Genomic DNA, 22,412 nt, shown 5'->3' on the forward strand with positions numbered 1-22,412 from the left:
GTATACATTACGCTGAAAATACCTCAATCATGCAGATTATCGTCATTAGGTGTGTAAAATGCCCACAATTGAGCAGAATATCCGACTTAGGTGTGTTCCGTAGATACAGAATTTACCTATAGTTAAATTCTTTATATATTCCTATTCATTATTCAGCATATTAAATAAAGTTTATACATAGAAATGTATATCGGTCAGTGAGACCGCCTGGCTGACTGGCTATCTTGATTAGGAACATGTCAATTCTTCAGCAGAACCTACCAAAACTGCGCTATTTTGTGCGCCAGGCCTAAAAGCCGACGCTAACACGCTACAGAATCATAATCACCCGCATATGAACTGCTTCCCATTTCTTGGACATAAGAAATGGGAGGCAGTTCAGTACTGCTTCTCTTTTGACGTGTAGGTGTTTTGTAGTGGATTGAGCTGCTTACTTTCCGCTTGCCATCTTAGCTGGATACCACTTTTGGAACCACGCCGTAAACAAGCCCATTCCAATAGGAACCAGGTTGTTCACGATAACCAAAATACCGCCCACACCATTTTGAACTGCAAACCAGCTCCAAATGGCCGTTAACACGTACATAGCACCCCAACATGCAGCCAAAATATAATTTGTCTTCATGAACAGCGGATTGTTGTAGGCATTATCTCCACCGTAGCTGTACTTAACATATGCAGCGCAGAGAGGCTCTTTAGTAAGGCACGAGGCCAACCACATAAGACCAAAAGCCAGGTAACCCAAATTGACAATAAGATTCCCGTCGCCATTTCCGCTCATAAAAACGCCTGCAGACAATGCTCCGACCAGGGCAAATGAGATTCTGTCCCAGATGGTGAACTTGAAGTTCCTCATAATAAGCGGCATTAAAGCAGTAACAAGCAGCACAATCATAGCGCCAACCTGGGAGTCAAACGATGTTGCAGTCCAGAAGGTAATCCAAGGGAGCAGCATTGTAATCATCTGAGGGTTTTTCTGCGTGTTGTCCGCTTCTTCAAGCGGCACGTTCTGCGCACCTCCAGATGCGCCGCCAGGAGTGGGACCAAAATACTTATCCCAATCAATCATGAAGGAAAAATCGCCCTCAACGGTATACAGGTGCTTACCCAGCGCCTCTGGTCCGCTTATCTCGCCACGAGAAATGGACTGCCAGACCTCAAACGGAGTGTTGAGCTTTGTGGTGGTAGTAAGACTGCCATCAGTAAAGACCCTGCTGCCGTCTTTGCCCAGCAGAATCTGGTAGCTACGCCCAAGATCGGTGTAGTTCATCTCAAGCACGCGATCTTTTCCGTCGTAAGCCGTCTTATCATACAGGGCCGCCATCTGCGAGGTGAAGATATGGTCAAAAGGTACCTGCTCAACGGGTTTCTCGCCAGCGTTTTTGCTGCCCTGAGCGCTTGTATCGCGAGAAATTCCCCAGCTTGCATCTGCCATCTGCTCAAACATCTCTTTTGGATACAGCAAGACTTTGAGCTCAGCTTTTGTCTGGTCAGAAATGCCGCCCTGAGCGTATTCTGAACCAGCCTTTTTGACAAGCTCCAAGTACTGGTTGGTGCGTGCGGAAAGCTCCTTTACACGAAAGAGCTCGCCTTGACCGCAGAAAATGCTCTCGTAGTTGCCCTGGCCAAGAATGTGGTCAAACATCTTGGTAACGCTATCGTAATTGCCCTCTGAAGAATAGAATCCGCAGGTAGAGATAAGAACGTGCTTCTTGCCGGACATGTCATAGCGAGATTCGTGCGCACCACTTCCATATCCCCTATTTGCGTCGCTCATGAAGGGCAGACTCATGGGGAGCTGGCGATCAATAAGGTTCTTTAGCAATCCAGGTACGTTGAAGTAGTAGAGCGGAAAACTCCAAATAACCAGGTCAGCCCAGAGCTGCTTTTGGATGACGTCTTCTTCGTCGTCCGACATAATGCACTGGCCAGGCGTGTTCTTCCAGCAGTGGAAGCATCCCTTGCATGGCTTGATGTCCATAGCAGCAACATTGAGCTGCTCAACAGTCACGTCTTCATTTGCGTGCTGCTCAGAGACGCCCTCGATAAAACTCTTAGCGAGACGCAGAGAGTTGCTAGCTTTGCCCTTGGGGCTGCCATTAATGAGCAGAATGTTCATGGTGCGCCTCCAGCTCCTTCATGCACTTCTCGCTCCATGCCCTAAGCATTTCCTCGTGCATCTTGCCGTACTCGATAGTAAATTGCCAGAACAACGCCTTCTCTGGGTCACCCATTTGAGCTGCGTAAGCGGCCACCGCGCCAGCTGCCAGCTCACTTCCACCAGGAAACGAGGAGGCGTTATCTGCGATTCGTTTAAAGAACGCAAGGTTTTCCTCGTAGGAACACTCGCCCCTAAAGAACGTCTGCATCAAAAGCGGAATGCGCAGCACCGAGGACTGAGAGTCTTCCCTCAGCCACCTCTGCAACTCTTCTTTGCCGGCTTCAGTTATCGAGAAAACCTTTTTATCCGGCTTTCCTTTTTGAGCGACGAGCGTTGAGGTAACCCAGCCGTCTTTTTCTAGCGACTGCAGCTCTCTATAAATCTGGCTTGTCTGGGCGGTCCAGAAGTAATTAAGCGACTGTTGAAAGATCGTTTTAATCTCGTAGCCGGACATATCTCCATAATTCAAGAGACCAAGAATTCCCTGCTTGAGCAAATCTCTCATCTCCTTATATTCCACTTGTTGAATATCTTATAACGATAATAGTTCCACTTGTGGAATATGTCAACGAGAAATTCTGAAAAACTTTAACTACTTTCTGACTGAAAAAGACTCTGCCATTTCTGACAGAGTCCTAACGTGCATTTATCATGTACTCTTTATTGCTCCGGCGTTACCTATTACAGGGAAGAAGTGGCGTGTTCACCGCGTTTTCGCGTGTGTCGTCGCGCTCGTCATATGCGTCGTAGGGAGCCTTAGGGTCATGAACTTTGACTGGTTTGTTGACGTTACACACCTCATCAGTATGAGCAAAGACAAAGTTGATGTCATCTGTCCAGCCTGTATGCCCGGTGATAATTTTGGGATTAAGTCCACGCTCACGCAGAATGCCCTCTAGCCTTGCAAGCGATTCAACAGCAAGTTTGTTGTCTTCTGCAAGCTTATTGATAAAGCTATAACCACCGTCTGCTCCCAGCCAGATAGTATCGGCAGAAAATAAATACTCGTCATCAATCAGATACACCACGTGACCCCAGGTATGACCGGGGACAAGAATTGTTTCGATTTTTATGCCATCAATATCAAGCACTTCCCCGTCGTGCAGAAGTGTCTTTTTATTTGGAATGATCACCTTTGGCAGCTTAAACCAGCCATTCATTACACGGCGACCAACTTCTCCTGTTAAATACCTATTTTCAACATCGCCAATATAAACCTGTGCGTGACTGAAAAGCTGGTCACTGTCCGACTCGATTGCGCCAATATGATCGGTATCTAGGTGAGTGATTAGAATATGCTGAATATCCTTAGGGTCAATTCCCAGCCAGTCCATCTTTTCTTGCAGGCGATCGTAGCTGTACCCTGCGTCAATCATGATGGTAGTACTGCCTTTAGTGTAGAAGAAAATATTGGCCACATACTCACGTATGCACCTCACGTGCTCATCAATGGCACCTGTGTTAAGGGGCTTAAATATTTCTTTGCCGCGATACACCCACGACATCAGCACTTTTTGAAACCTTGAAGCACTCTTTGACATTGCTTCGCCTCGATTCTATTTTCCATTCACGGCGTCATATGATTTGAAAAGCAATCCACCAATGCGATGGACTATACGTGCAGAAAATGATGTCTGAACTTGCCTTTTGGTGTTTGTTAGATTTTGCTAACTAAATATTACCCCTCAACTGCCCGTAGCCTATGACTTTCCGCTAAACGAGTAAAAAACAAACGCCAACGTAAAAATAAATCCTGAACAGCAAAAGCCGCACTCCAAATACATCGGAGTGCGGCTCTTTTGCAGACGTGCAACACAATGTTGCGTTTAAAAAAGTACTCATGAATCACGGGGTTTCTCGCCATTCATGAGTAACGAATGTATGGTGGAGGTGCGGAGAATCGAACTCCGGTCCAAAGCAAATCCTAGGCAGGTGTCTCCAAGCTCAGTTACTAATTAAATCTCAAGTACCGCACACTTAGTAACAGGCGTTTGGTACTCCAGTTGGTTCAATCTTTTTGTAAGGCATACCAACTACGTCCTTACAAGCATCTCCCTAAAATGACGTCACCCTGAGAACAGGAGAAAATCCCAGTTAGACGCGCTGAACTAAATTAAGCAGCGAGAGCCATACGAGGCTCAAAAGTAAGAGTGTTGTCAATTCAATTTGACGTTACCCCTGTTTTACGTGGCGAGGAGACCACGGCTTGCTGCCCACCGCAAACTCACCTTGTCGAATCCAGTCACCCCCAAAAATGAGAGAAACTGCCACCATGCAGTTTTCAATGTTCCTGAATTGTGTACGCAAGTGACACTACACACAATTCAAAGTGTAGAGAGTATACCCCATGAACTGCCATTCTTTCAAAAAAGATATGACTATTTTGGGAACGGCTTACTTTGTGGCTTACTTTACGGCCTACTTAACGGCTTACTTTGCAGACTTACCGTGAGCTTCTAGGACTTGTTTCTCGCGATCAATAAACATGATAAGAATAACCACGAGAAGCGCTGCGGGTGACAGCCAAATCATATGGGTTCCCAGCAGCGGAATGAGCAAGTTACCCACTACCGCACCAGCTACAAAGCAGAAAATAGTTCCAAAATAGAGCAGCGATGTCTCAATGTGAGATGAATCGTGCGTGTGCATATATGCGGCTATTTCTTGCGTTCCGCCGCGGAGGTTTCCAATGCACATAGTAGTTGCAAAAGCGTGACCATGTAGCTTTCTAAACGCCTGGACTTGAATGCCACACGCAAGTGACGTCAGGCTGTTTGCCAGCAGGTTCATATCGGTTGGAAGTAAAGAAACTACACCTAGAAGCGCAATCTCTACGATAACCGCCAGCTGTCTCCAGTGCAGATGTTCTTCTCGCGCAATGGCTCGAATAGCATATGAAAGCGCAATACCTATGGCAAATGCCAAAATTGGAAGGGCGTATTTGAGACACTTTTCAAACGAACCGCTTGTCAAATTAATACCAAAAAGCAGTAAGTTTCCCGTCTGAGCATTGGCAAAAACACCACCACGTACCAGGTAGGAATAGGCGTCCATCACTCCGCCCGAAAAGGCCAAGAATGCTGCAACTTCCACCGAATCTGACATTTGTAACGCGTGCTTCAAGACTACTCCAACCACATTGCGTACATCCACGGCACATATTACGCAGGCGTATACGAAAAGCGATGCAGGTTAAATCCTACATCGCTTTTACGATTTTGTTTGGGTGATCATCAAAGAGGTTACCAACGTGCAATCTTGCGCGGATAACCTATCTGACTAATTTGTGGGGAGTTTACTCCTCGACAAGCTCGAACATCTCAGGACCAACGCCGCAAACTGGGCAAACATAGTCCTCAGGAAGCTCTGGAGTGTCAACCTCGACCTCATAGCCACAAACGGTGCAAACAAACTTGTAAGTAGTCTCTGCCATTTTTATTCCTCTCTCCAAGCGCTGACGCGCTTTTCCTTCTATTCGCGCATTTAACGCGGACGGCAACTAACCGTGGCCCTTATCCGCGGTTAAGTGCTCATGCAGATAGTAACAAATCTTGAGCGATTCTAAAGCATTATTCCGAAAATAGGAATGATTCTCATAAAATTCGCACGAAATTTTTTGGCGAGAAGTTCGGCGTGCTCCGAGCGCCAGCCGCTTCCGGCGGTACGCTCGCGTACGGCAGCGACGCACTACTAGCGGCTGCGCTCCTTGAGAGCTCGCTGAATCTCGCGGTCAGAATCACGCTTGGCTGCAGACGCACGCTTGTCGTAGAGCTTTTTACCCTGCGAAAGCGCAATCAGCAACTTGACGCGGTTATGCTCGTCAAAGTAGATCTCAAGCGGAACCAGCGCCAAGCCTTTCTGGCGAAGCTTTGCGTCAAGATAGTCAATCTGCCTGCGGTGAAGTAGCAGCTTGCGCTTTCTATCTGGGTCAACGTTCCACACGCCACCGTTTGTGTACGGGTGCAGGTGCATGCCGTGAATCCACGCCTCACCATCGCGAATGAGGCAGAACGTATCGGTCAGCTGGCAGCCACGCTCACGCAGGCTCTTGACCTCGGTGCCAGTAAGCACCAGGCCACACTCAAAGGTCTCGCCAATCTCGTACTCATGACGAGCAGAGCGATTACGTGCGATCGACTTCTTGCCCTGTTGTTTTCCCTGGGTCTCGGCCATACTTACTTGCCTTCCCCATCCGAAGTTTCTGCTGCATCGGTTTTCTCGCCAGATGCATTGCCTGGCGCGTCAGCAGATACAGGATTGCCGCCCGCGGTAAAGCCCTCGGAGATTGCGGCGTCGCGGACAAGCTGCAGAAGCGTAAGAGCTGCCTGCTCGCCCACAAGATCGCGAGCGCGAATGGTCATCTCAGTTGCAGTAGCCCTGTCGCCCATGGCGGCGCAATCCTGCGCACACATCAGCAGGCAAACCGCAATCTCGGCGTTGGCGCCTGTTGGCAGGCCCTCTGCCTCAAGCAGGTCATTTGCCTCTTCGTCGGTAAGACCATCAGGATCTTTAGGGGTGCCTGCAGCCTGGTCAAGAGCGGCCTCAAGCGTGCTGTCTTTAACCTCAAAGCGACGAGCAGCCCTCAGACATGCTGCAGCCTGCTCAAGCCTACCCTGAGCCTCAAACCACGCAGCAAAGTTCAAAAACGCCCTGGTCAGATGCCTTGCCTCGCTTGCGCGCTCAAAGACGCCAAATGTCAGGGCAATATGCTCACGAATATCTCCTGCAATCTTAAACAGGTCAGCCAAATCAAGCCTAAATCCGCAGTTCATTGGGTTCCAACGAATGGCAGTCTTCAGCGCATTCATGGCGTTTTCGTAATCGCCAGTACGTACGTAAGCCATTGCAAGGTCTCCGTACAGCCGATCAAACGGCTCATGAACGTCCTCAAGCTTGCGAGGGTCGTTCTCCACGCGCCTATACGCTAAGCGGTCAAATAACGTTGGAAACGCAAAATACTGCAGCTCATCTGTGGTTTGGCAGTTGCAATCCACATATTCCTCAGCGTCTTCAGCCAAACGAAGCAGCAGCTCAAGGGCCTCTTCATTCTGGTCCTGCATCATCATGCCTTCAGCGCGCATCAGCTCATCTGAAAGTGCCGAAAGTGCCATCTTACTCACCTATCATTCAATATCAATCATGCAATCATCTGTGCGGGCGCTTCATAAACCCGCACGTAATCTACCTGCTTATTATTCCACAAGTGCCAAATCAATCTGACCACGAGCCACATTTACGCCAGAAATCTTCACGCGCACACGTCCACCAATGCGATACGTTTTGCCTGTTGATTCCCCTATCAGCGCCAGAGTCTCCTGATCATACACGTACCATTCGTGACCCAAATCCCTCACGGCGAGAAGCCCGTCGGCGTAGGTATCGTCCAATGTAATGAACAGGCCAAAACGCTCGCAGCCGTCAATAGTTCCCCACGTTTCTTCTCCCAGACGACTCTGGTAGTACTCAGCCAGCTTGATCTTTTGCGTAGCACGAGCCGCCGCATCTGCCTTGCGCTCCTGCTCAGAGCAGGTGCTGCAGATATCTGGAAGGGCACTGAGCTCTGCGTGAGACGCCGTCTGTCCGCGGAGCAAACGCTTGAGCGTACGATGAACTATCACGTCAGGATAGCGCCTGATTGGCGAGGTAAAGTGGCAGTACGCATCTGCTCCCAGGGCAAAGTGGCCCTGGTTTGTTGGCAGATAGATAGCTCGTTTTTGGGCTCTAAGCAGCTGTGCATTTACCACACGAGAATAACGTGTGCCGTGGACTGACTCCAGCGCTTCTTGCAATGCCGTCTGATCGCCAATGGCAATACGAGACGCAACATCTGGCTCAAGAGCACCCATCGCTACAAGTGGAGTGACCGCAAGCTTAAGTGACTCTGGAGAAGGCTGCTCATGCACGCGATATGCCGACTCCAGGTCATGCTGGCTGAGCATGTGCGCGACGCTCTCATTGGCTGCAAGCATTGCTTCCTCGATAAGCCCCGTTGCTTGGGTGCGCTCGCGCACCGACACGCCAACTGGCTTGTTATTCTCGTCAAGCACTACGCGCGTCTCTACGCTTTCAAAATCTACCGAACCGCGTTTCTCACGAATCTCTTCTCTCAGTGCTCGGATTTGATTGAGCACGTTAATCATTTCTTTGATTGCGCCGACGTCTTCTCTAGGCACAACGGAGTCAAGTGCCGCGACGTCTCCTTGCAGATAGCTATCTACCTGGTCGTAGCTGAGTCTTGCTCGTGAGCGAATGACGGAATTCATAGCCGTTGCGCCAAGAATCTTGCCTGAGTTGCTCAGCTTCATCTTTACCGACATAGCCAGCCTATCTTCAGCTGGTCGCAGAGAACACACGTCATTGCAGAGCTTTTCTGGCAACATGGGCAACACGCGGTCCACTAAATATGCCGAGCAGGTGCGCATGCGAGCTTCCAGGTCAATGGGAGAATCCCAGTTCACATAGTGAGCCACGTCTGCAATGTGAACCCACAGCTCAAAGCTGCCATCTTCAAGCTTCCGCGCACCAACGGCGTCATCAAAATCTTTAGCATCTGCTGGGTCTACGGTGATGCACAGCTCTTCTCGCAAATCGTGTCTTGAAGCGTCTTCTGCAAGGGCTTTATCTGCATCAACGGAGATTTTCTCGGCTTGTTTCAGTGCCTTGATAGGAAATTCCGTTGCCAAACCATACGAAGCAATAGTTGCCTCAACGTTCATGTCCAGATCTTCGGCTGATCCCACGCGGCGCTCGATAGTAACCACAGCAGCGCTTTTACGCGTTGGATACTCCGTGATACGCGCGACAACCACGTCGCCCTCAAAAACGTAATGACGCCCAACAGAAGGATCTTCGGGAAGCACAAAGAAATCTCGCTGAATGCGACTATCCAGCGGCACCACAGCGCCAAGTGGACCGGCGTCGTGGTAGATACCCAAAAACGTCTGAGTAGCTCGCGTAAGCACAAAGCGCACGTTTGCCAGAGGAGTCTTTCCCTTGGCCGAGACAAGCGAAACCTGGACCTCATCTCCATGCATTGCCTCATGAATCCCGTGCTTGGCCAGCGCATACGTACCCTCAGGGGTGCTTACGGTAGCAACTCCTGGACGAGAAAGGCTCAGCGTGCCTGTAAGCAACGCCGATGGTCGCTTTGAGACTTTTGCACGCCCCTGACGACGGTTTCCTTTATGTATGCGTTTTCTAGCCAAAAATCCTCCTGTAGGTAGAAGCCAGCGCCTTTTGCGCTGACCCGATGAATCTTCTGATATGTACCCTAAAGTGCCTTGTGATAGACGATGCGCAGATAAGGCGAGAAGTTCCAGGGATCTCGACGGGTTTCTCGACGAACATCTCGACGGATAGACGTCGGAGCCCTCAACGGGTTTCTCGCCATCCCTGCACATACAAAAAGAGCCCCTATGCAGAGACTGCATAGGGGCTCCAGAAGGGATTGGTTTACCTCTTAGAAGGTGCCGCGAATAACCTCGCTGCCTTCCTTCATGATAACTTCCATGTTATCTGGGGTAAGGTCGCGGATGTTGGTAGCAACGTCGCCCTTGACAACCAGGAGGTCAGCAAGCTTGCCAGCCTCGAGGGAGCCAAACTCATCCTCGTGGTGAACCATCTTAGCGCCGTTAAGGGTAGCAGCCTTGATGGTCTCAAGAATGGTGACGCCAGCCTTCTCAACGAAGTCATACATCTCATCGATGGTGACATAGCCGTAAGGAGTTACGAAGCTGAAGGAGTCGGAGCCGATGGTGAGAGTGACGCCGCGCTCGTTAGCAGCACGGAGGTTCTCGTATGTACGGTTGAGACCCTTCTCAACGACGGTATCGCCTGGGAATGCGTCAAGCTCTGGAGTCCACTCTGGTGGATAAGTTCCGTACCAAGTTGGCAGGAAGCCGATGGTAGGAGTAAAGAAGGTGCCCTGCTCGCACATAAGATCCATGGTCTTTGCATCAAGCTCGAAGCCGTGAATCATCTGCTCGCAGCCGCAACGGACGGAGTCATAAGCTGCGGAGAAGCTGTTGTAAGAGTGTGACCAAACAGGAATGCCAACCATTGCTGCCTCGTCGCAAACTGCCTTGATCTCCTCGTAGCAGTAGTGCTGATCGCGACCGGAGTCCCAGTGCCAAATACCGCCACCGGTAGCCCAAATCTTGATTGCGTCTGGGTTCTCACGAAGACGACGACGAACTGCCTTACGAAGATCCCAAGGACCGTCTACCTGATCGCCCCATGGGTGACCATTCTTGGAAATCTCCTGTGGGAGCTGGTGGCAGTCACCGTGACCAGCAACGCGGCAGAAGCCAAGGCCAGTAGCGTAGATACGTGGTCCCTCCATGACCCCCATGTTAACGAGGTCACGAATTGCGATACCATTGCGGCCAATCTCGCAGACGGTGGTAAGACCGTGGGAGAGAGCGTCCCAGGACTGCTTGACTGCGCATGCCTGCTTCTGAGCAACGGACTCGATAACCCAGTCGTTATCGTTGTCGGTCAGGTTGCCGGAGAAGTGCAGGTGTGTATCGATAAGACCTGGCATAATGGTGCGGCCCTGGATGTCACGGACCTCATAGCCCTCTGGAACCTCAGTGCGAGGACCAGCATAAGCGATCTTCTTGTCGTCTACGAGGACAAGAGAATCCTCAACAGGAGCGGCGCCAGTGCCGTCAACGAGCTTTCCGCCTACAAAAGCAATCTTACTCATTTCTTTCCCCCTCTAGTAAATGATAAATACTATCTTTTTGCGCCCACCCTTTTTGGGCGCAAAAAATCCAAACTAAAGAAACAAATAACGTGCTTAGTTCAACGTACCGATGAAACCTTTAGAGCTTGCAAGCAACTTATGCTGCTGCCTTCTCAGACTGACGACCAAAGATCATGAAGATGGCCATACCAATGACAATCCAAGAAATGGTGATGATCCACTCAACTGGCTTCAAAGCTGCAGGGCTGAAAGGAACAACCATCAGGCCGATGATGATACTACCAGCAAGAATTGCAGCCAGGATGCCTGCGATACCACCGTTGACCTTGTAAGGACGAGGCAGGTCTGGCTCGGTCTGACGCAGGCGCAGGCAGGCAACGCCAGCCATGGTGCATGCAAAGATGAAGCCGAGAGAAGCAACGTTGGTCAGAGGAACAAGCATGTTGCGGCCAAGGAATGGACCAACAAGGGTCAGGCCAGCCATGAACATGTTTGCGGTCAGAGGTGCGCCGGACTTAGGGTCGATCTTTGCGAAGGACTCTGGGAGCATCTTCTTACGACCAAGAGCAAGCATCAGACGAGTAGAAGCACCAAAGAAGGAGTTCATTGGGCCCAGAGGTCCGAGTGTTGCAATGATGAGCATTGCAATGTAGAAGAACAGGTTGATGCGCTCGAGAACTGCAAGTGCAGGAACGGAAGACTTAACAAACTCGTGCCAGTCAATCATGGTTCCGAATGCATAGATGCAGATGAGATAGAAGACACCAGAAGCGATAAGTGCAAGTGCAGGAATGATGCCAAACTTCTTCCAGTCAAGGTCAGCAGAAGCCTCTTCTGCCTGCTGTGGAATGGTGTCAAAACCAGCGTAGAAGAATGGAGTCATAACAAGTACTGCAATGATGCCGCCAAAGAAGCTGGTAGCCTTTGTGCCCTCGCCACCTGCAACCTCAGTTGCCTGGGAGAAGACGGGGAGGCCGTTGCTTGGAGAACCAGTTGCAAAGGAGATAACCATTGCAAGGATCATACCAGTCAGCAGAGCCTTAGTCAGGAAGCTCGAAAGCTTAGCTGCTGCGCCAGCGCCCTTAAAGTTAAGGAAGATGACCAGGATAGCAAAGCAAAGAGCGATGACTGTTGGCCACAGGTAAACATCTGCACCAAGAATGGTGTAGAGCTTAACGGACCTCAGCCAAGAAAGAATAGGGAATGCACCAAAGCGGTCGGTGAGAAGCGTGGAAATAGCAATTGCCTCCCAAGGACATAGTGGAGCGTTGCCCAGAAGAAGCATCCAGCCGGTAAAGAAGCCCATTGGGCGGCCGAATGTCCTGTCGACGTACTCAATGATGCCACCAGAAATTGGAATAGCAGCAGTGAGCTCGCCAAAAACACATCCAATTGGTACAAGGAAAATTGCGCCAATTGCGAATGCGATCATCGCGGGGAATGGTCCTCCACCAAGAACCATCCAGTCGCCTACCAGGAGCACCCATCCGGTACCAATGATCGCACCAAATCCGATGGTAAAGAAGTTGAATAGACTCAACGACTTTTGCATCTCAGGTGCCTCGGCATTTTCTGCCATGTCCCACTCCTTCCCGTAATTACTCGGACGAAGAACTTGATGAGACTATGTTTGCACCCGAAGCGATTTGAAAAAAGGAGTAGCGCCCTCTGGGCGTCAGATAAACCCGTAAGCGTAAAGGCTATAACCGCGAGCGGTAGTTAAATCTTTTTACATCTTTACCAAAATCTAATAACAGTTATGCAATTTTCAAATAGTTAACGTACACAACTATGTATCAATCTTTAACTCAAATACTTTAAAAACTCTTCTGTAGTGCGCGACATCTCGCCTTTTACACGATGTGTAATAAAGACATTACGATGTACGGGAGTTTCTAGATGATGTACATCAATATCAAAATTTGTACCTTTTGTTGCCTCAAGTGGCAACAAACTTACACCAAGACCCGACTCTACCATGGACATAATGGTGAATGAATCAGATGATGCAAATGTCATACGTGCGTTTTTGAGCTGCTTCTGAAGCAAAGGAGCCGTCTCAATATCAACAATAAAGGGCTCTTCGATAAGACGCTTAACAGGAATTGTCTCAAGGTTCTTCTCGTAATGTCCCTTTTGAGAAACAACAATAACCTCATCATGATCAAATAATGTTGAAGTAAATCCCTGCTCAGTTGCGCGGGTCATAGTAAAACTAATATCCACCTTACCCTTGCTAATAAGACGCAGGGCTTCGCCGTACGTGCACTCGATAACTTCAACTTTGATGTTTGGATGATCAGTCATGTACTTCTTCAGATGACCTGGCAGTGTTCGTGAAAGAAAGCTCGAAGGCGCAGCAATAACAAGGTTGCCCATCTCAATGGCGCTGACGCGATTCACTTGATTGCTCAACTTGCTGTATGCCTGGCACACCTCTTCTGCAACAGGCAAAAGCGTCTTTCCCTCAGGAGTCAGACTTACATAGCCGCCATGTCTGTTAAACAAGCGGACATCCCACTCTTTTTCTAGACTTGCCACCATGCGACTAATAGACGACTGAGTGCATCCCAGCTCTTCTGCCGCCACCGTAAAGCTACTGTGATACGCCGCAGAAGTAAAAGCCTGGAATTTGTGCAGGTTGGTCTCCATACTTGGCCCCCATTCAAGTACGTGGCCTAACAATTCACCCTTAAAAATATCATTCTACCTGCAAATTGGTAAATACCGTTTAACGTAAAAAGACCCCGTGAACGGTTTTCACGAGGTCTTACCTTGCAATCTTTATGCAAAAAACTTTCTTAATTGATACTTCACTTTGACAATTGAAGTACCAGGTTGCTTAGTTGCTATGCCTTCAGATAGCGGCCCATAGCAATAGCAGAACCAAAGAGTCCCAGAAGCAAACCTAAGAGCAGCAAAAGGCCACTCATACCCAGCATGACCGTTGTTGGAATAGCAAAGGTCAAGAAGGTCATGCTTTCTGCCATAACCGGGAGAAGCATGTGGGCTCCAACAACCAAAACGACAATGGCGAGAAGAGCGCCGATAAGAGCCTCGAGCACGCCTTCCATAAGGAATGGTCCGCGAATAAAGCCGTTAGATGCACCAACCAGACGCATGATTGCAATCTCACGACGACGAGCATTAATAGCAAGGCGAATGGTGTTGTTAATAAAGACAAAGGCAACAAACACCAGAAGTCCAACAAGGCCAATAGCGCCAATACGAATGTATGCTGTTACGCTAAACAGGCGCTCAACGGTCTCGCGACCATACTGAACATCGCCGGATGGATTGCTCTTATTATCCGCAATGGCTGCAAAAGATGATGAAGAAGCAATGCGCTGGGCAACGTCTTGAACATCCTTAGGATCCTTGAGTTTGATCACAAGAGATGCAGGAATTGGATTCTGGCCATCAAGAGCAGAAACCGCATCAGAAGCATTGCGATAACTCATGGTTGTGCGGTACTCCTCAAGAGCCTGCTCTTTGCTCTTATAAGTTACAGACTCAACCGTATCCCAGCCTTGAACTTCTTGCTGGAAAGCAGTTACTGCGGCCTGATCTGCGTCATCCGAAAGAAACGCCTGGATAGTAACGCGGTTCTCGACACTTCCTACCATGTTCTCGATAAGAGCTGAGCCAAGAACAAACAGACCGATGATAAACAGGGACAAGAAGATGGTTACGATAGCGCCAAGAGCGGTAGACCAGTTCCTTCTAAAGTGGCTTCCGGCCTCACGCAGAGAATATCCAAAATTAGAGAGCCCCATAGTAGCCATAGCCTCCCTTCTCCTGGTCGCGGACAATGTGACCAGCCTCAAGCGCAATAACGCGCTTGCGCATAGAGTCAACCATCTCGCGATCGTGTGTTGCCATTACAACCGTAGTACCCGCACGGTTAATGCGGTCAAGAAGCTTCATGATGCCCAGAGAAATTGCTGGGTCCAAGTTACCCGTAGGCTCGTCGCAGATAAGCAGTGGTGGGCGGTTAACCATTGCACGAGCAACAGAAACACGCTGCTGCTCACCACCGGATAGCTGGTCTGGGTAAGCGCTCATCTTTTGGCCGAGGCCTACCAGACGCAGAACCTCTGGAACCTGAATATCAATAACAGGACGAGGCTTGCCAATGCACTCAAGTGCAAAGGACACGTTCTCATAGACGGTCTTATCGGGCAGAAGCTTAAAGTCCTGGAAGACGGTACCAATCTGGCGACGCAGATAAGGAACCTTGGAGTTACGCATACGTGTAAGGTCCTGACCAGCAACAATAACCTGTCCGTGAGTTGCCTTCTGCTCGCGCGTGATAAGACGCAAGAGAGATGACTTACCGGAACCAGAGTGTCCAACTACAAAGACAAACTCACCTGGGTAGATATCAGCGCTGATGTTGTCCAGCGCAGGACGATTTGGCTGCGATGGATACACAAGCGAAGCGTTCTTGAAAGAAATGGTTGGAGTACCAGTACGCTCTACCTTAGGTGCATCTTGAGATAGATCTGCAAAAAACTTTGCACGATCAAGAGGTGCCTGCTCAGGGTTGTTTTGCTGCTCAGCAGTTACCACGTGTACAGCTTCTGCTCCAGAAGCAAATGGATCAGATACAGTTGTTACAGGTTCAGCAGCCTGGGCCACTGGCACATCAGCAGAAAAGTCCTGAGTTTCAACTTGATCAGCTACAACATCTTGCTGGTCAAGCTGGTTCAGATCATCCTGAGAAATTACCCCAAAACGGTCATCAAACGAGGACTCCTGTTGCTCATCAGTGCGAAAATGATTAGCCACAGTTGCTCCTTTTCTTACTCCGAAGAGACAGATACAGATTTTATTTTACCAAAAGTGCAGGTATGTTATACGTCACGCAGTTCATCCACAGAAAAACCGCCTCTTCTTTTCAGAAGAGACGGTCTAAAAATCGCGAGAAAAACGCTGCTGAGCGTTAGTTATACGCTGCCTGCAAGTTAGCTCTGCACCTGTTATGCAGTCTGCATCTTTGCACGTGTCTCATCAATGATGGCACGTACCTTAGCTGCGTTAGCTGCAATCTCCTCTTTTGAACCCTTAGTAAGCAGGCTTCCCATGCCGCAGCAATCAACGCCGCGCTCAAGCCACTCAGCAAGGTTGTCAAGATTAATGCCGCCAGAAGCCATCAGAGGCATCCAAGGAGTTGGGGTCTTAAAGAGATTGACCAGCTCAGGACCATAGACGTTAGAAATTGGGAAGCACTTAATAAAGGCAGCGCCCATCTCAAGACTGTGGTTTGCCTCGGTCATAGTAGTGCAACCAGGTGCGTAAGGAATCTGATACAGGTTACACATACGAGCAACCTCATCAGAGCCGCAGTTAGCAACAATGAACTGAGCGCCAGCCATGATAGCAAGACGAGCGGTTGTTGGCTCCATAACAGTACCTGCACCAACAATCATCTTGTCGCCAAGACGCTCTCTAATTGCAGCAATAACCTCGCCTGCGTTTGGCAGGGTGTAGCTAATCTCCATTGCGTGAACGCCGCCTTCTGCAAGACCCTCAGCAATTTCAATACCACGCTCAACTGTTGGGACGCGAACAACTGCAAACGCACAGGTATCTACCAGTGCCTGAGAAACAGCAGCTTTCTGCATCTTCATATACAACATCTCCTTGTAAATGTATCTCGCCCTTCCCTATTGAGCTGGCGAGAAACCCGTTTTTTGTTTCTTAGTTATGAGCAATTCCGTAATGGTCAAGCATTGCATAGATCTTCTCGTCAACACCCTCTGCAACCTCGGTAACGGGGAAACGAGCAGGACCAACAGGGTACCCAGCAAGCTCAAGAGAACGCTTAAGCGTCTGAGGAGTGCTTCCAAGGTGAAGGATATCGCGAATTGGCTCAATCTCTGCCTGCAGGCGAGCTGCTTCCTCTGCATTTCCTGCCTCAAGAGCCTTCCAGAGGTCAACGACAACCTTGGTAATAAGGTTTGCGGTACCTGCAATAGTACCCTGAGCTCCAAGAGCATGAGCCTCGGAGATCTTTCCGTCAGAGCCAACGAGTACGTCTACGTCGTGACCAGCGGCAGCGTCCAGATAATCCTTGAGGTTATCAATGTTTCCGGAACTGTCTTTAATACCCTTGATATTCTCAATGGTTACCAGCTGCTCAACTGCCTCTTTAGAGATGTTTTTGCCGGTACCCTTAGGAATGTTGTACAGAAGGACAGGAATCTTAACGCTTGCAGCAACTGTCTTGAAGTACTCGACCAGCTGCTGATCAGAAATGCCCAGGAAGTAAGGGTTGATGACAGAAAGTGCGTCTGCACCAATTGCCTCTGCCTCACGGCTCATGTAGAGAGCCTCTTTTGTTGAGCAAGCGCCGGTTCCCACGTAAACAGGAAGACGATCTGCGGTTTTCTCGATAATAAACTGGGAGAACTTGATCTTCTCGTCAGGGTTACAAACGTGGAACTCACCATTAGAGCCAAACGTGAAGATGCCGTCTGCGCCCTCGGCGATGAACTTTTCCAGAAGCTGCTCAGCGGCTTCGTAGTTGATAGACTGCTCTTCGTCGCGGTTAAACGGCGTAACCATAGGGACAATAACGCCCTTAAATGTTGACATTCAAACTCCTCTGTATATTTTACAGTGTTTACCTGGGGTTATTTGCCCTCGCGAATGGACGCGCCAAGAGCTCCACCGGGATGCCACTTAACGTACTGCTCTGGGTTAAGGCCGTACTCGTTTTGAAGCAGGATAGAGAGGCACTGGAGCTCCATAATCTCAGCCAGAATTGAAGCGCGTGGAGGCTTGTTCATAGAATCGCCCTCCTTCTCAACACCTGCAATAAGGGCAACCTCTGCCTCGTTTGCCAGCCACGAGTTAGGATTTCCGGTCAGCGCAATAATGTGCACGCCAACGTTCTTGAGGCAGGTAACGGTAGCCTTGAGCTCGCCTGTCTCGCCGGAGTTGGAAATAGCAATGACTACGTCACCAGGACGAGTCTGACCAGCGGATCCATGGACGCATTCGGTACCGTGAAGCTCGTAGGTTGGAGTTCCAGTTGACGAGAAAAGCGATGCAGCATAACCGGAGACGTGACCTGGCTTACCAATGCCGGTTACGTGTAGACGGCCGCCCTTTGCCTCTGCATCCAAAATAAGCTTTTTAGCTGCAGAAAGCGCATCAAAATCAATGCTCTCTACATACTGATGAAGCGACTTTCCCACAATGGAGAGAAACTCCTGAACCTGCTCTTTTTCAGTTGCCATTACAACTCCTTATCTGTCTGTGAGGCAGCGCTCAAAGACACTTACTACATGCTGAGCTAACGCGTCTCTTTGACCTTGTGCTGAGCCATAAACTGCTCAATCTGCTCTTGAATTTGATCAAGCGTGGTGGCCATAAAAGGACGGTTAATATCTACAAATTCAAATCCGGAAGGATGGCTTACCCAAGCGCCTTCAAGAAGCAGACGGAGCGCCTTGCCCTGTCGGATGAGTTTGTAGCTTTTAATCTTGGTATAAGGAACGACAAGTGCTTTTCTCTTGTCGGATTTTGCAAAGATAAATACGTTTTTCTGTCCAAAATCAATAACATGAATGCCGCTGGCAAAACGACTAAAGCGTTTTCCCATGGCTCGTGATGCAAACCACGTAATGGTAAGTCCTGCAATAACACCAACAAGACCCAAAATATTGCCACTTACATTGGCGTAAACCCAAAAGAAAAATGTCAGAGCAAGAGCAGCAAACGCCAGGAGCAAATACAGAATTCCCTGAACCATCAAACGTGTTCTATCTTCAAGAACTTCTAGAACTAACTGATCTTTGGGAAGCTCTGGAGCAGGCTGTTTGTCAACACTGAGGCCAAACATATCGCCAAGTACTGACTCAGTAACACTTTTGTTGTTCTTCTCGTCTGCCATGTTTTTCCTTGTTGTGAAGCTTTTAAAAGGGCGCCCGCGGGCTTTCCACGAGCGCCCTAAGAAACCGTAGAGCTGAGTAGGTACTACAGAAATCTAGGCTTAGGCAAGACCAAAGAGTGAGCCGATGCCGTAGATGATAGAACCAACGATGTTGTAGTCAACGTTAGGGAAGGATGCCTCTGCAATTCCCAGCTGAGCAAATGCAGGATAGAGAATCAGAGGACCAGCGGTCAGGAAGATACCAACCAGGAAGGAGCCAAGAAGAGCACCGCGCCATCCACCGTAAGCGTAACCACAAACGCCGCAAGTACCACCAGAGAAGAAGCAGATGCCTGCTGCAGGAATCATGATGGTTGGGCTGTGGAATGCAACCATAAGTGCCATTGCAACAAGGCCGCCAAGGAAGGAGCCAATGAAGCCGATGATGACAGCGTTTGGTGCAAATGGGAAGATTGCAGGGCAGTCGACTGCAGGACGTGCATCTGGAATGAGCTTCTCGGAGATGCCGACAAATGCAGCGGTAATCTCAGCAATGAACTGACGGACGCCGTAAACAAGAACGGACATACCAGCAGCAAACTGAAGACCAGCAAGGAATGGCCAAATCCACCACATATCGTTACCAAAGTAGCTGGTGAATGGCTTGTTGTTTGCAAGGGTGTCGCCAAAGTGACCGGTGACAAGGCATGCAATAGTAACAACGTAGAACAGAACAATCATGAAGAGAGCAACGGAGAAGACAAAGTCCTTGAAGAGCTTGAAGAACTCTGGGAGCTCCTTAGCTTCCTTCTCGCCCTCCTCCTCGTTCTTCTTAGCAAAGAGCTTTCCAACGTAACCGGAGAATGCATAACCGATGCAGTTGAAGTGGCCGATTGCGATGGAATCTCCACCAACAAGCTTGTTTACGAATGGCTGGCACAACGAAGGTAGCGCAGCACCGCAGAAGCCGAGGATGACACCACCAAGAACAATGGTGACCCACATTGGGAGACCAAGAGCAATGAAGACCAGTGCGAGTACGCAGGAGAAGTACAGGAAGTGCTGACCAGTCAAGAAGACGGACTTGAATGGGGTAATCTTGGCAAACACAAGGTTCATGATGAAGCCAAGGACCATTACAAGAGCAACCTCAGTACCATAGGTATTCAGTGCAAGAGCAGTTGCGACCTCAACCTGGGTTACAACGCCCTTGACAGCGAATGCACGACTAAACATATCGCTGAAGATGTTGACCTGAGCGGACATAGCGCTAGAACCAATGTTGAAGATCATGAAGCCAATAATGGTCTTCACAGTTCCGGAGAAGACGTCCACAGCGGACTTCTTCTGCAGCAAGAGGCCGACAAGAGCAATAATGCCCATGATGACGGCTGTGTCTCTGAGCTGCATGAGAATTGCATTGAGCATGCGTAATCCCTTTCAGCAAATAAACCGACGAACCTACTCAGATAAGTTCTCTAAATCACGTGACAAGTACCTCTTGTCAAAGGTTTGGCGAGAGCTTCTCGCCGAAGGCAACTCATGTTGCGTATGACGAGAAACTCCCGCCACAAAGATACAAAGGGAAGCTTATGCGTTGTGCTCTGCGAGCCAAGCGGTGAGCTTTTCCTTCATCTCTGCCTTGTCGACAATGTTGGTAATACCAACTGCAGAAGGAACGCGATCGTCAGCGTTGAGCTCATCGGTGAGGTCAGACATGGTGATAACAAGATCGCCATTGAAACCAATCAGGGAATCCAGATTACCGTGCTCAGTCTCGATTGGAAGATCATTCTCTTTGATGACCTGGTCAATCTTGATCTTGAGCATCATGGAAGAACCCATACCTGCACGGCAGCAAACCAGTGCGTGGAACTTCTTATCAGCCATTACAACCTACCTTCCTTTGCGTGGACAAGGTCCACAACATCTTTTGGTGACTGAGCTTTTTCAAGCTGAGCAAAGAAATCTGGATCGCTCAGCAATTCAACAAGAGACTGAAGGGCACTAAGGTGGCCTTCACTATCTTTTGCTGCAAGTGGGAAAAGAAACTTAACTGGATCGTTGTCTTTGCTGCCAAACTCAACGGAATCCTTAAGCACGGCAATGCCTACTGCAGGCTCAAGTGCGCCGGACTCAGGGCGTGCGTGTGGAAGGGCAACATGCTCGGTAATAACAATATAAGGGCCAAGTTCGTTGACACCTTTAATGATGTCATCAACATAGCCCTCAGTTACTTTTTTGTTATCGACGAGTGGTTGCGCAGACTTTCTAATTGCATCTTCCCAGTTAGAAGCTACAACATTGAGCTGCACCAGGTCTTCGGTAAGGAGATCACTTAACACAGCACCACCTTGCCTTTCTCTTAATGAGACACATTGGCCCAAAGCCGCCTCATGACAAGTCTTAATAACTTGATAATATGCCATGAAACGTTCTTAACTTCAATCAATTTTACTCAAACAGTAATCAAAGTTGTTCATATTTTTTCAGCGTATCTTTTGTCCAAGTAGCTATACAAATGTTCATGTTTTTATGAACGTAATTGAAGCGCCTTCTATTATCCCATGTAAAGTTTATATGTTAAATTTTTTATAATCTAAAACATTCATATATATTCATACTATTATTTTCTGAAATATCTTGATATCCTTCTTCTAATGTTCTATTTTATTGATGAATGAACATTCAAAGAAAAAATGTTGCTCATAAAGGGAGGGCATTTATGAAAAGGAGTAAGGCTTACGTAGATTCACGTCGCGAGGCAATTACTGAGCTGCTAGAAAAAGAGGGACAAGCAAGTGTTTTAGAGCTTGCTGATCACTTTGAGGTCTCTTCTTTGACTATCAGACGTGACCTGGACTTTCTTGAGAAGCGCGGCATCCTGACTCGTCAGTATGGCATTGCTACCCTGCTTAATCCTTATGGTCGTCCTTCTGGCTCAAGGCAGATTCGCTCTAACAAAGCAATTGCCCGCGAAGCCGCTCGCTACGTTGAGGATGGCGATTGCATCTTCATCAACACCAGCTCCGTTGCTCTTGGGATGCTTGAGTGGATTGATGCTCACGACGTAACTGTTGTTACAAACAACGGCAAGGCGCTGTTGCTTGAGGACATCCACGATCTTTCTATCATCCTTACTGGTGGTGACATCCGTCCTCCACGCGCTTCCATGACTGGTGATACCGCTCTTGAGTGCATCCAGCACATTACTGCTGCTAAATGCTTCTTGGGCTGCACGGGTTTCTCGGGAGAATTTGGTCTTACTTCTGCAACATCCCCTGAGCCAGCAATTAACGCTCAGATGCTCAAGCGCTCTAGAAAGCACTATGTTGTTGCTGATTCTTCTAAGCTGGGCACTACTTCCAACTTCCAGTTTGGTTCTGCAGAGGATATTGACCTTCTGATTACTGATACAGGTGCAACTGACGAGCAGATCCAAGAGCTCAAAGCCGCAGGACTTAAGGATGTTGTCTGCGTCACTCCTTCTATTCTTCCTGCTAAGTAAGACTTGTGCTTTATTATTATTTAAGCGAACACAAAATGGCGGCCTTTTGCAGGCCGCCATTTCTTGGACACGAGCAATAGGAGGCAGTTCAAAACACATCTAAGTCAGATAATCTGTTAAAAAGACGTATACATGACGCTGAAAATACCTCAAT

21 protein-coding genes and 1 other RNA gene are annotated in these 22,412 nt (G+C 48.8%); 1 reads left to right on the top strand and 21 read right to left on the bottom strand.

Going from position 1 to position 22,412, the window contains the following annotated elements; translation table 11 throughout:
* Positions 1-430: 430 nt before the first annotated feature.
* The 21 genes from ACO5GU_RS06735 to ACO5GU_RS06835 form a co-directional block, all read right to left on the bottom strand.
* A complete protein-coding gene (locus ACO5GU_RS06735; protein ID WP_484930538.1) occupies positions 431-2,119 on the bottom strand; it encodes a flavodoxin family protein in 1,689 nt (562 codons plus the stop codon).
* Positions 2,100-2,666: a PadR family transcriptional regulator gene (locus tag ACO5GU_RS06740; protein ID WP_314007018.1), complete on the bottom strand. Its 567-nt coding sequence runs from the start codon at positions 2,664-2,666 to the stop codon at positions 2,100-2,102. The genes ACO5GU_RS06735 and ACO5GU_RS06740 overlap by 20 nt, the downstream gene beginning before the upstream one ends.
* A gap of 169 nt (positions 2,667-2,835) precedes the next feature.
* Positions 2,836-3,702: an MBL fold metallo-hydrolase gene (locus ACO5GU_RS06745; protein ID WP_484930540.1), complete on the bottom strand. Its 867-nt coding sequence runs from the start codon at positions 3,700-3,702 to the stop codon at positions 2,836-2,838.
* 341 nt (positions 3,703-4,043) lie between these two features.
* Positions 4,044-4,411, bottom strand: a transfer-messenger RNA (tmRNA) gene (gene ssrA / locus ACO5GU_RS06750).
* A 180-nt stretch (positions 4,412-4,591) separates the two neighbouring features.
* Positions 4,592-5,284, bottom strand: coding sequence for a YoaK family protein (locus ACO5GU_RS06755; RefSeq protein ID WP_484815799.1), 693 nt, complete (start codon positions 5,282-5,284; stop codon positions 4,592-4,594).
* Positions 5,285-5,456: 172 nt separating this feature from the next.
* The gene (locus ACO5GU_RS06760) at positions 5,457-5,594 is read right to left on the bottom strand and encodes a rubredoxin-like domain-containing protein (protein WP_035431550.1); all 138 of its coding nucleotides are present in this window, start codon (positions 5,592-5,594) and stop codon (positions 5,457-5,459) included.
* Between the two features lie 257 nt (positions 5,595-5,851).
* Positions 5,852-6,334: an SsrA-binding protein SmpB gene (gene smpB / locus ACO5GU_RS06765; RefSeq protein ID WP_035431549.1), complete on the bottom strand. Its 483-nt coding sequence runs from the start codon at positions 6,332-6,334 to the stop codon at positions 5,852-5,854.
* Positions 6,335-6,336: 2 nt separating this feature from the next.
* Complete coding sequence (locus ACO5GU_RS06770; protein WP_035431546.1) at positions 6,337-7,272, bottom strand: tetratricopeptide repeat protein; 936 nt, start codon at positions 7,270-7,272, stop codon at positions 6,337-6,339.
* An 81-nt stretch (positions 7,273-7,353) separates the two neighbouring features.
* The gene (gene rnr / locus ACO5GU_RS06775) at positions 7,354-9,366 is read right to left on the bottom strand and encodes a ribonuclease R (protein WP_484930542.1); all 2,013 of its coding nucleotides are present in this window, start codon (positions 9,364-9,366) and stop codon (positions 7,354-7,356) included.
* 254 nt (positions 9,367-9,620) lie between these two features.
* Positions 9,621-10,868 carry a metal-dependent hydrolase family protein gene (locus tag ACO5GU_RS06780; protein ID WP_484854275.1) on the bottom strand — a complete coding sequence of 416 codons (1,248 nt, stop codon included), beginning with the start codon at positions 10,866-10,868 and terminating at the stop codon, positions 9,621-9,623.
* Positions 10,869-11,004: 136 nt separating this feature from the next.
* Positions 11,005-12,447 (bottom strand): APC family permease, encoded by a 1,443-nt coding sequence (locus tag ACO5GU_RS06785; RefSeq protein ID WP_484844777.1) that lies wholly within the window; start codon positions 12,445-12,447, stop codon positions 11,005-11,007.
* 224 nt (positions 12,448-12,671) lie between these two features.
* Positions 12,672-13,520, bottom strand: a complete 849-nt coding sequence (locus tag ACO5GU_RS06790; protein WP_035435663.1) for a LysR family transcriptional regulator — start codon at positions 13,518-13,520, stop codon at positions 12,672-12,674.
* A 197-nt stretch (positions 13,521-13,717) separates the two neighbouring features.
* On the bottom strand, positions 13,718-14,653 hold the full coding sequence (ftsX, locus tag ACO5GU_RS06795; RefSeq protein WP_035428404.1) for a permease-like cell division protein FtsX: 936 nt from the start codon (positions 14,651-14,653) through the stop codon (positions 13,718-13,720).
* Positions 14,631-15,659, bottom strand: coding sequence for a cell division ATP-binding protein FtsE (ftsE, locus tag ACO5GU_RS06800; RefSeq protein ID WP_484930544.1), 1,029 nt, complete (start codon positions 15,657-15,659; stop codon positions 14,631-14,633). The genes ftsX and ftsE overlap by 23 nt, the downstream gene beginning before the upstream one ends.
* Before the next feature lie 191 nt (positions 15,660-15,850).
* Positions 15,851-16,501: a beta/alpha barrel domain-containing protein gene (locus ACO5GU_RS06805; RefSeq protein WP_156095534.1), complete on the bottom strand. Its 651-nt coding sequence runs from the start codon at positions 16,499-16,501 to the stop codon at positions 15,851-15,853.
* Positions 16,502-16,571: 70 nt separating this feature from the next.
* Positions 16,572-17,468: a dihydrodipicolinate synthase family protein gene (locus tag ACO5GU_RS06810; protein WP_484930546.1), complete on the bottom strand. Its 897-nt coding sequence runs from the start codon at positions 17,466-17,468 to the stop codon at positions 16,572-16,574.
* 38 nt (positions 17,469-17,506) lie between these two features.
* Complete coding sequence (locus ACO5GU_RS06815; protein WP_484930548.1) at positions 17,507-18,115, bottom strand: SIS domain-containing protein; 609 nt, start codon at positions 18,113-18,115, stop codon at positions 17,507-17,509.
* A 56-nt stretch (positions 18,116-18,171) separates the two neighbouring features.
* Positions 18,172-18,771, bottom strand: a complete 600-nt coding sequence (locus ACO5GU_RS06820; RefSeq protein ID WP_484930550.1) for a hypothetical protein — start codon at positions 18,769-18,771, stop codon at positions 18,172-18,174.
* 99 nt (positions 18,772-18,870) lie between these two features.
* Complete coding sequence (gene ulaA / locus ACO5GU_RS06825; protein WP_035436465.1) at positions 18,871-20,178, bottom strand: PTS ascorbate transporter subunit IIC; 1,308 nt, start codon at positions 20,176-20,178, stop codon at positions 18,871-18,873.
* 162 nt (positions 20,179-20,340) lie between these two features.
* Positions 20,341-20,640: a PTS sugar transporter subunit IIB gene (locus ACO5GU_RS06830; RefSeq protein ID WP_035427244.1), complete on the bottom strand. Its 300-nt coding sequence runs from the start codon at positions 20,638-20,640 to the stop codon at positions 20,341-20,343.
* Positions 20,640-21,095 (bottom strand): PTS sugar transporter subunit IIA, encoded by a 456-nt coding sequence (locus tag ACO5GU_RS06835; protein ID WP_313995819.1) that lies wholly within the window; start codon positions 21,093-21,095, stop codon positions 20,640-20,642. Before ACO5GU_RS06835 ends, ACO5GU_RS06830 begins: the two co-directional genes overlap by 1 nt.
* Before the next feature lie 380 nt (positions 21,096-21,475).
* Between ACO5GU_RS06835 and ACO5GU_RS06840 the strand changes: the two genes are divergently transcribed.
* Complete coding sequence (locus ACO5GU_RS06840; RefSeq protein WP_313995821.1) at positions 21,476-22,258, top strand: DeoR/GlpR family DNA-binding transcription regulator; 783 nt, start codon at positions 21,476-21,478, stop codon at positions 22,256-22,258.
* Positions 22,259-22,412 lie beyond the last annotated feature (154 nt).

This window comes from Lancefieldella sp. (assembly GCF_057237245.1).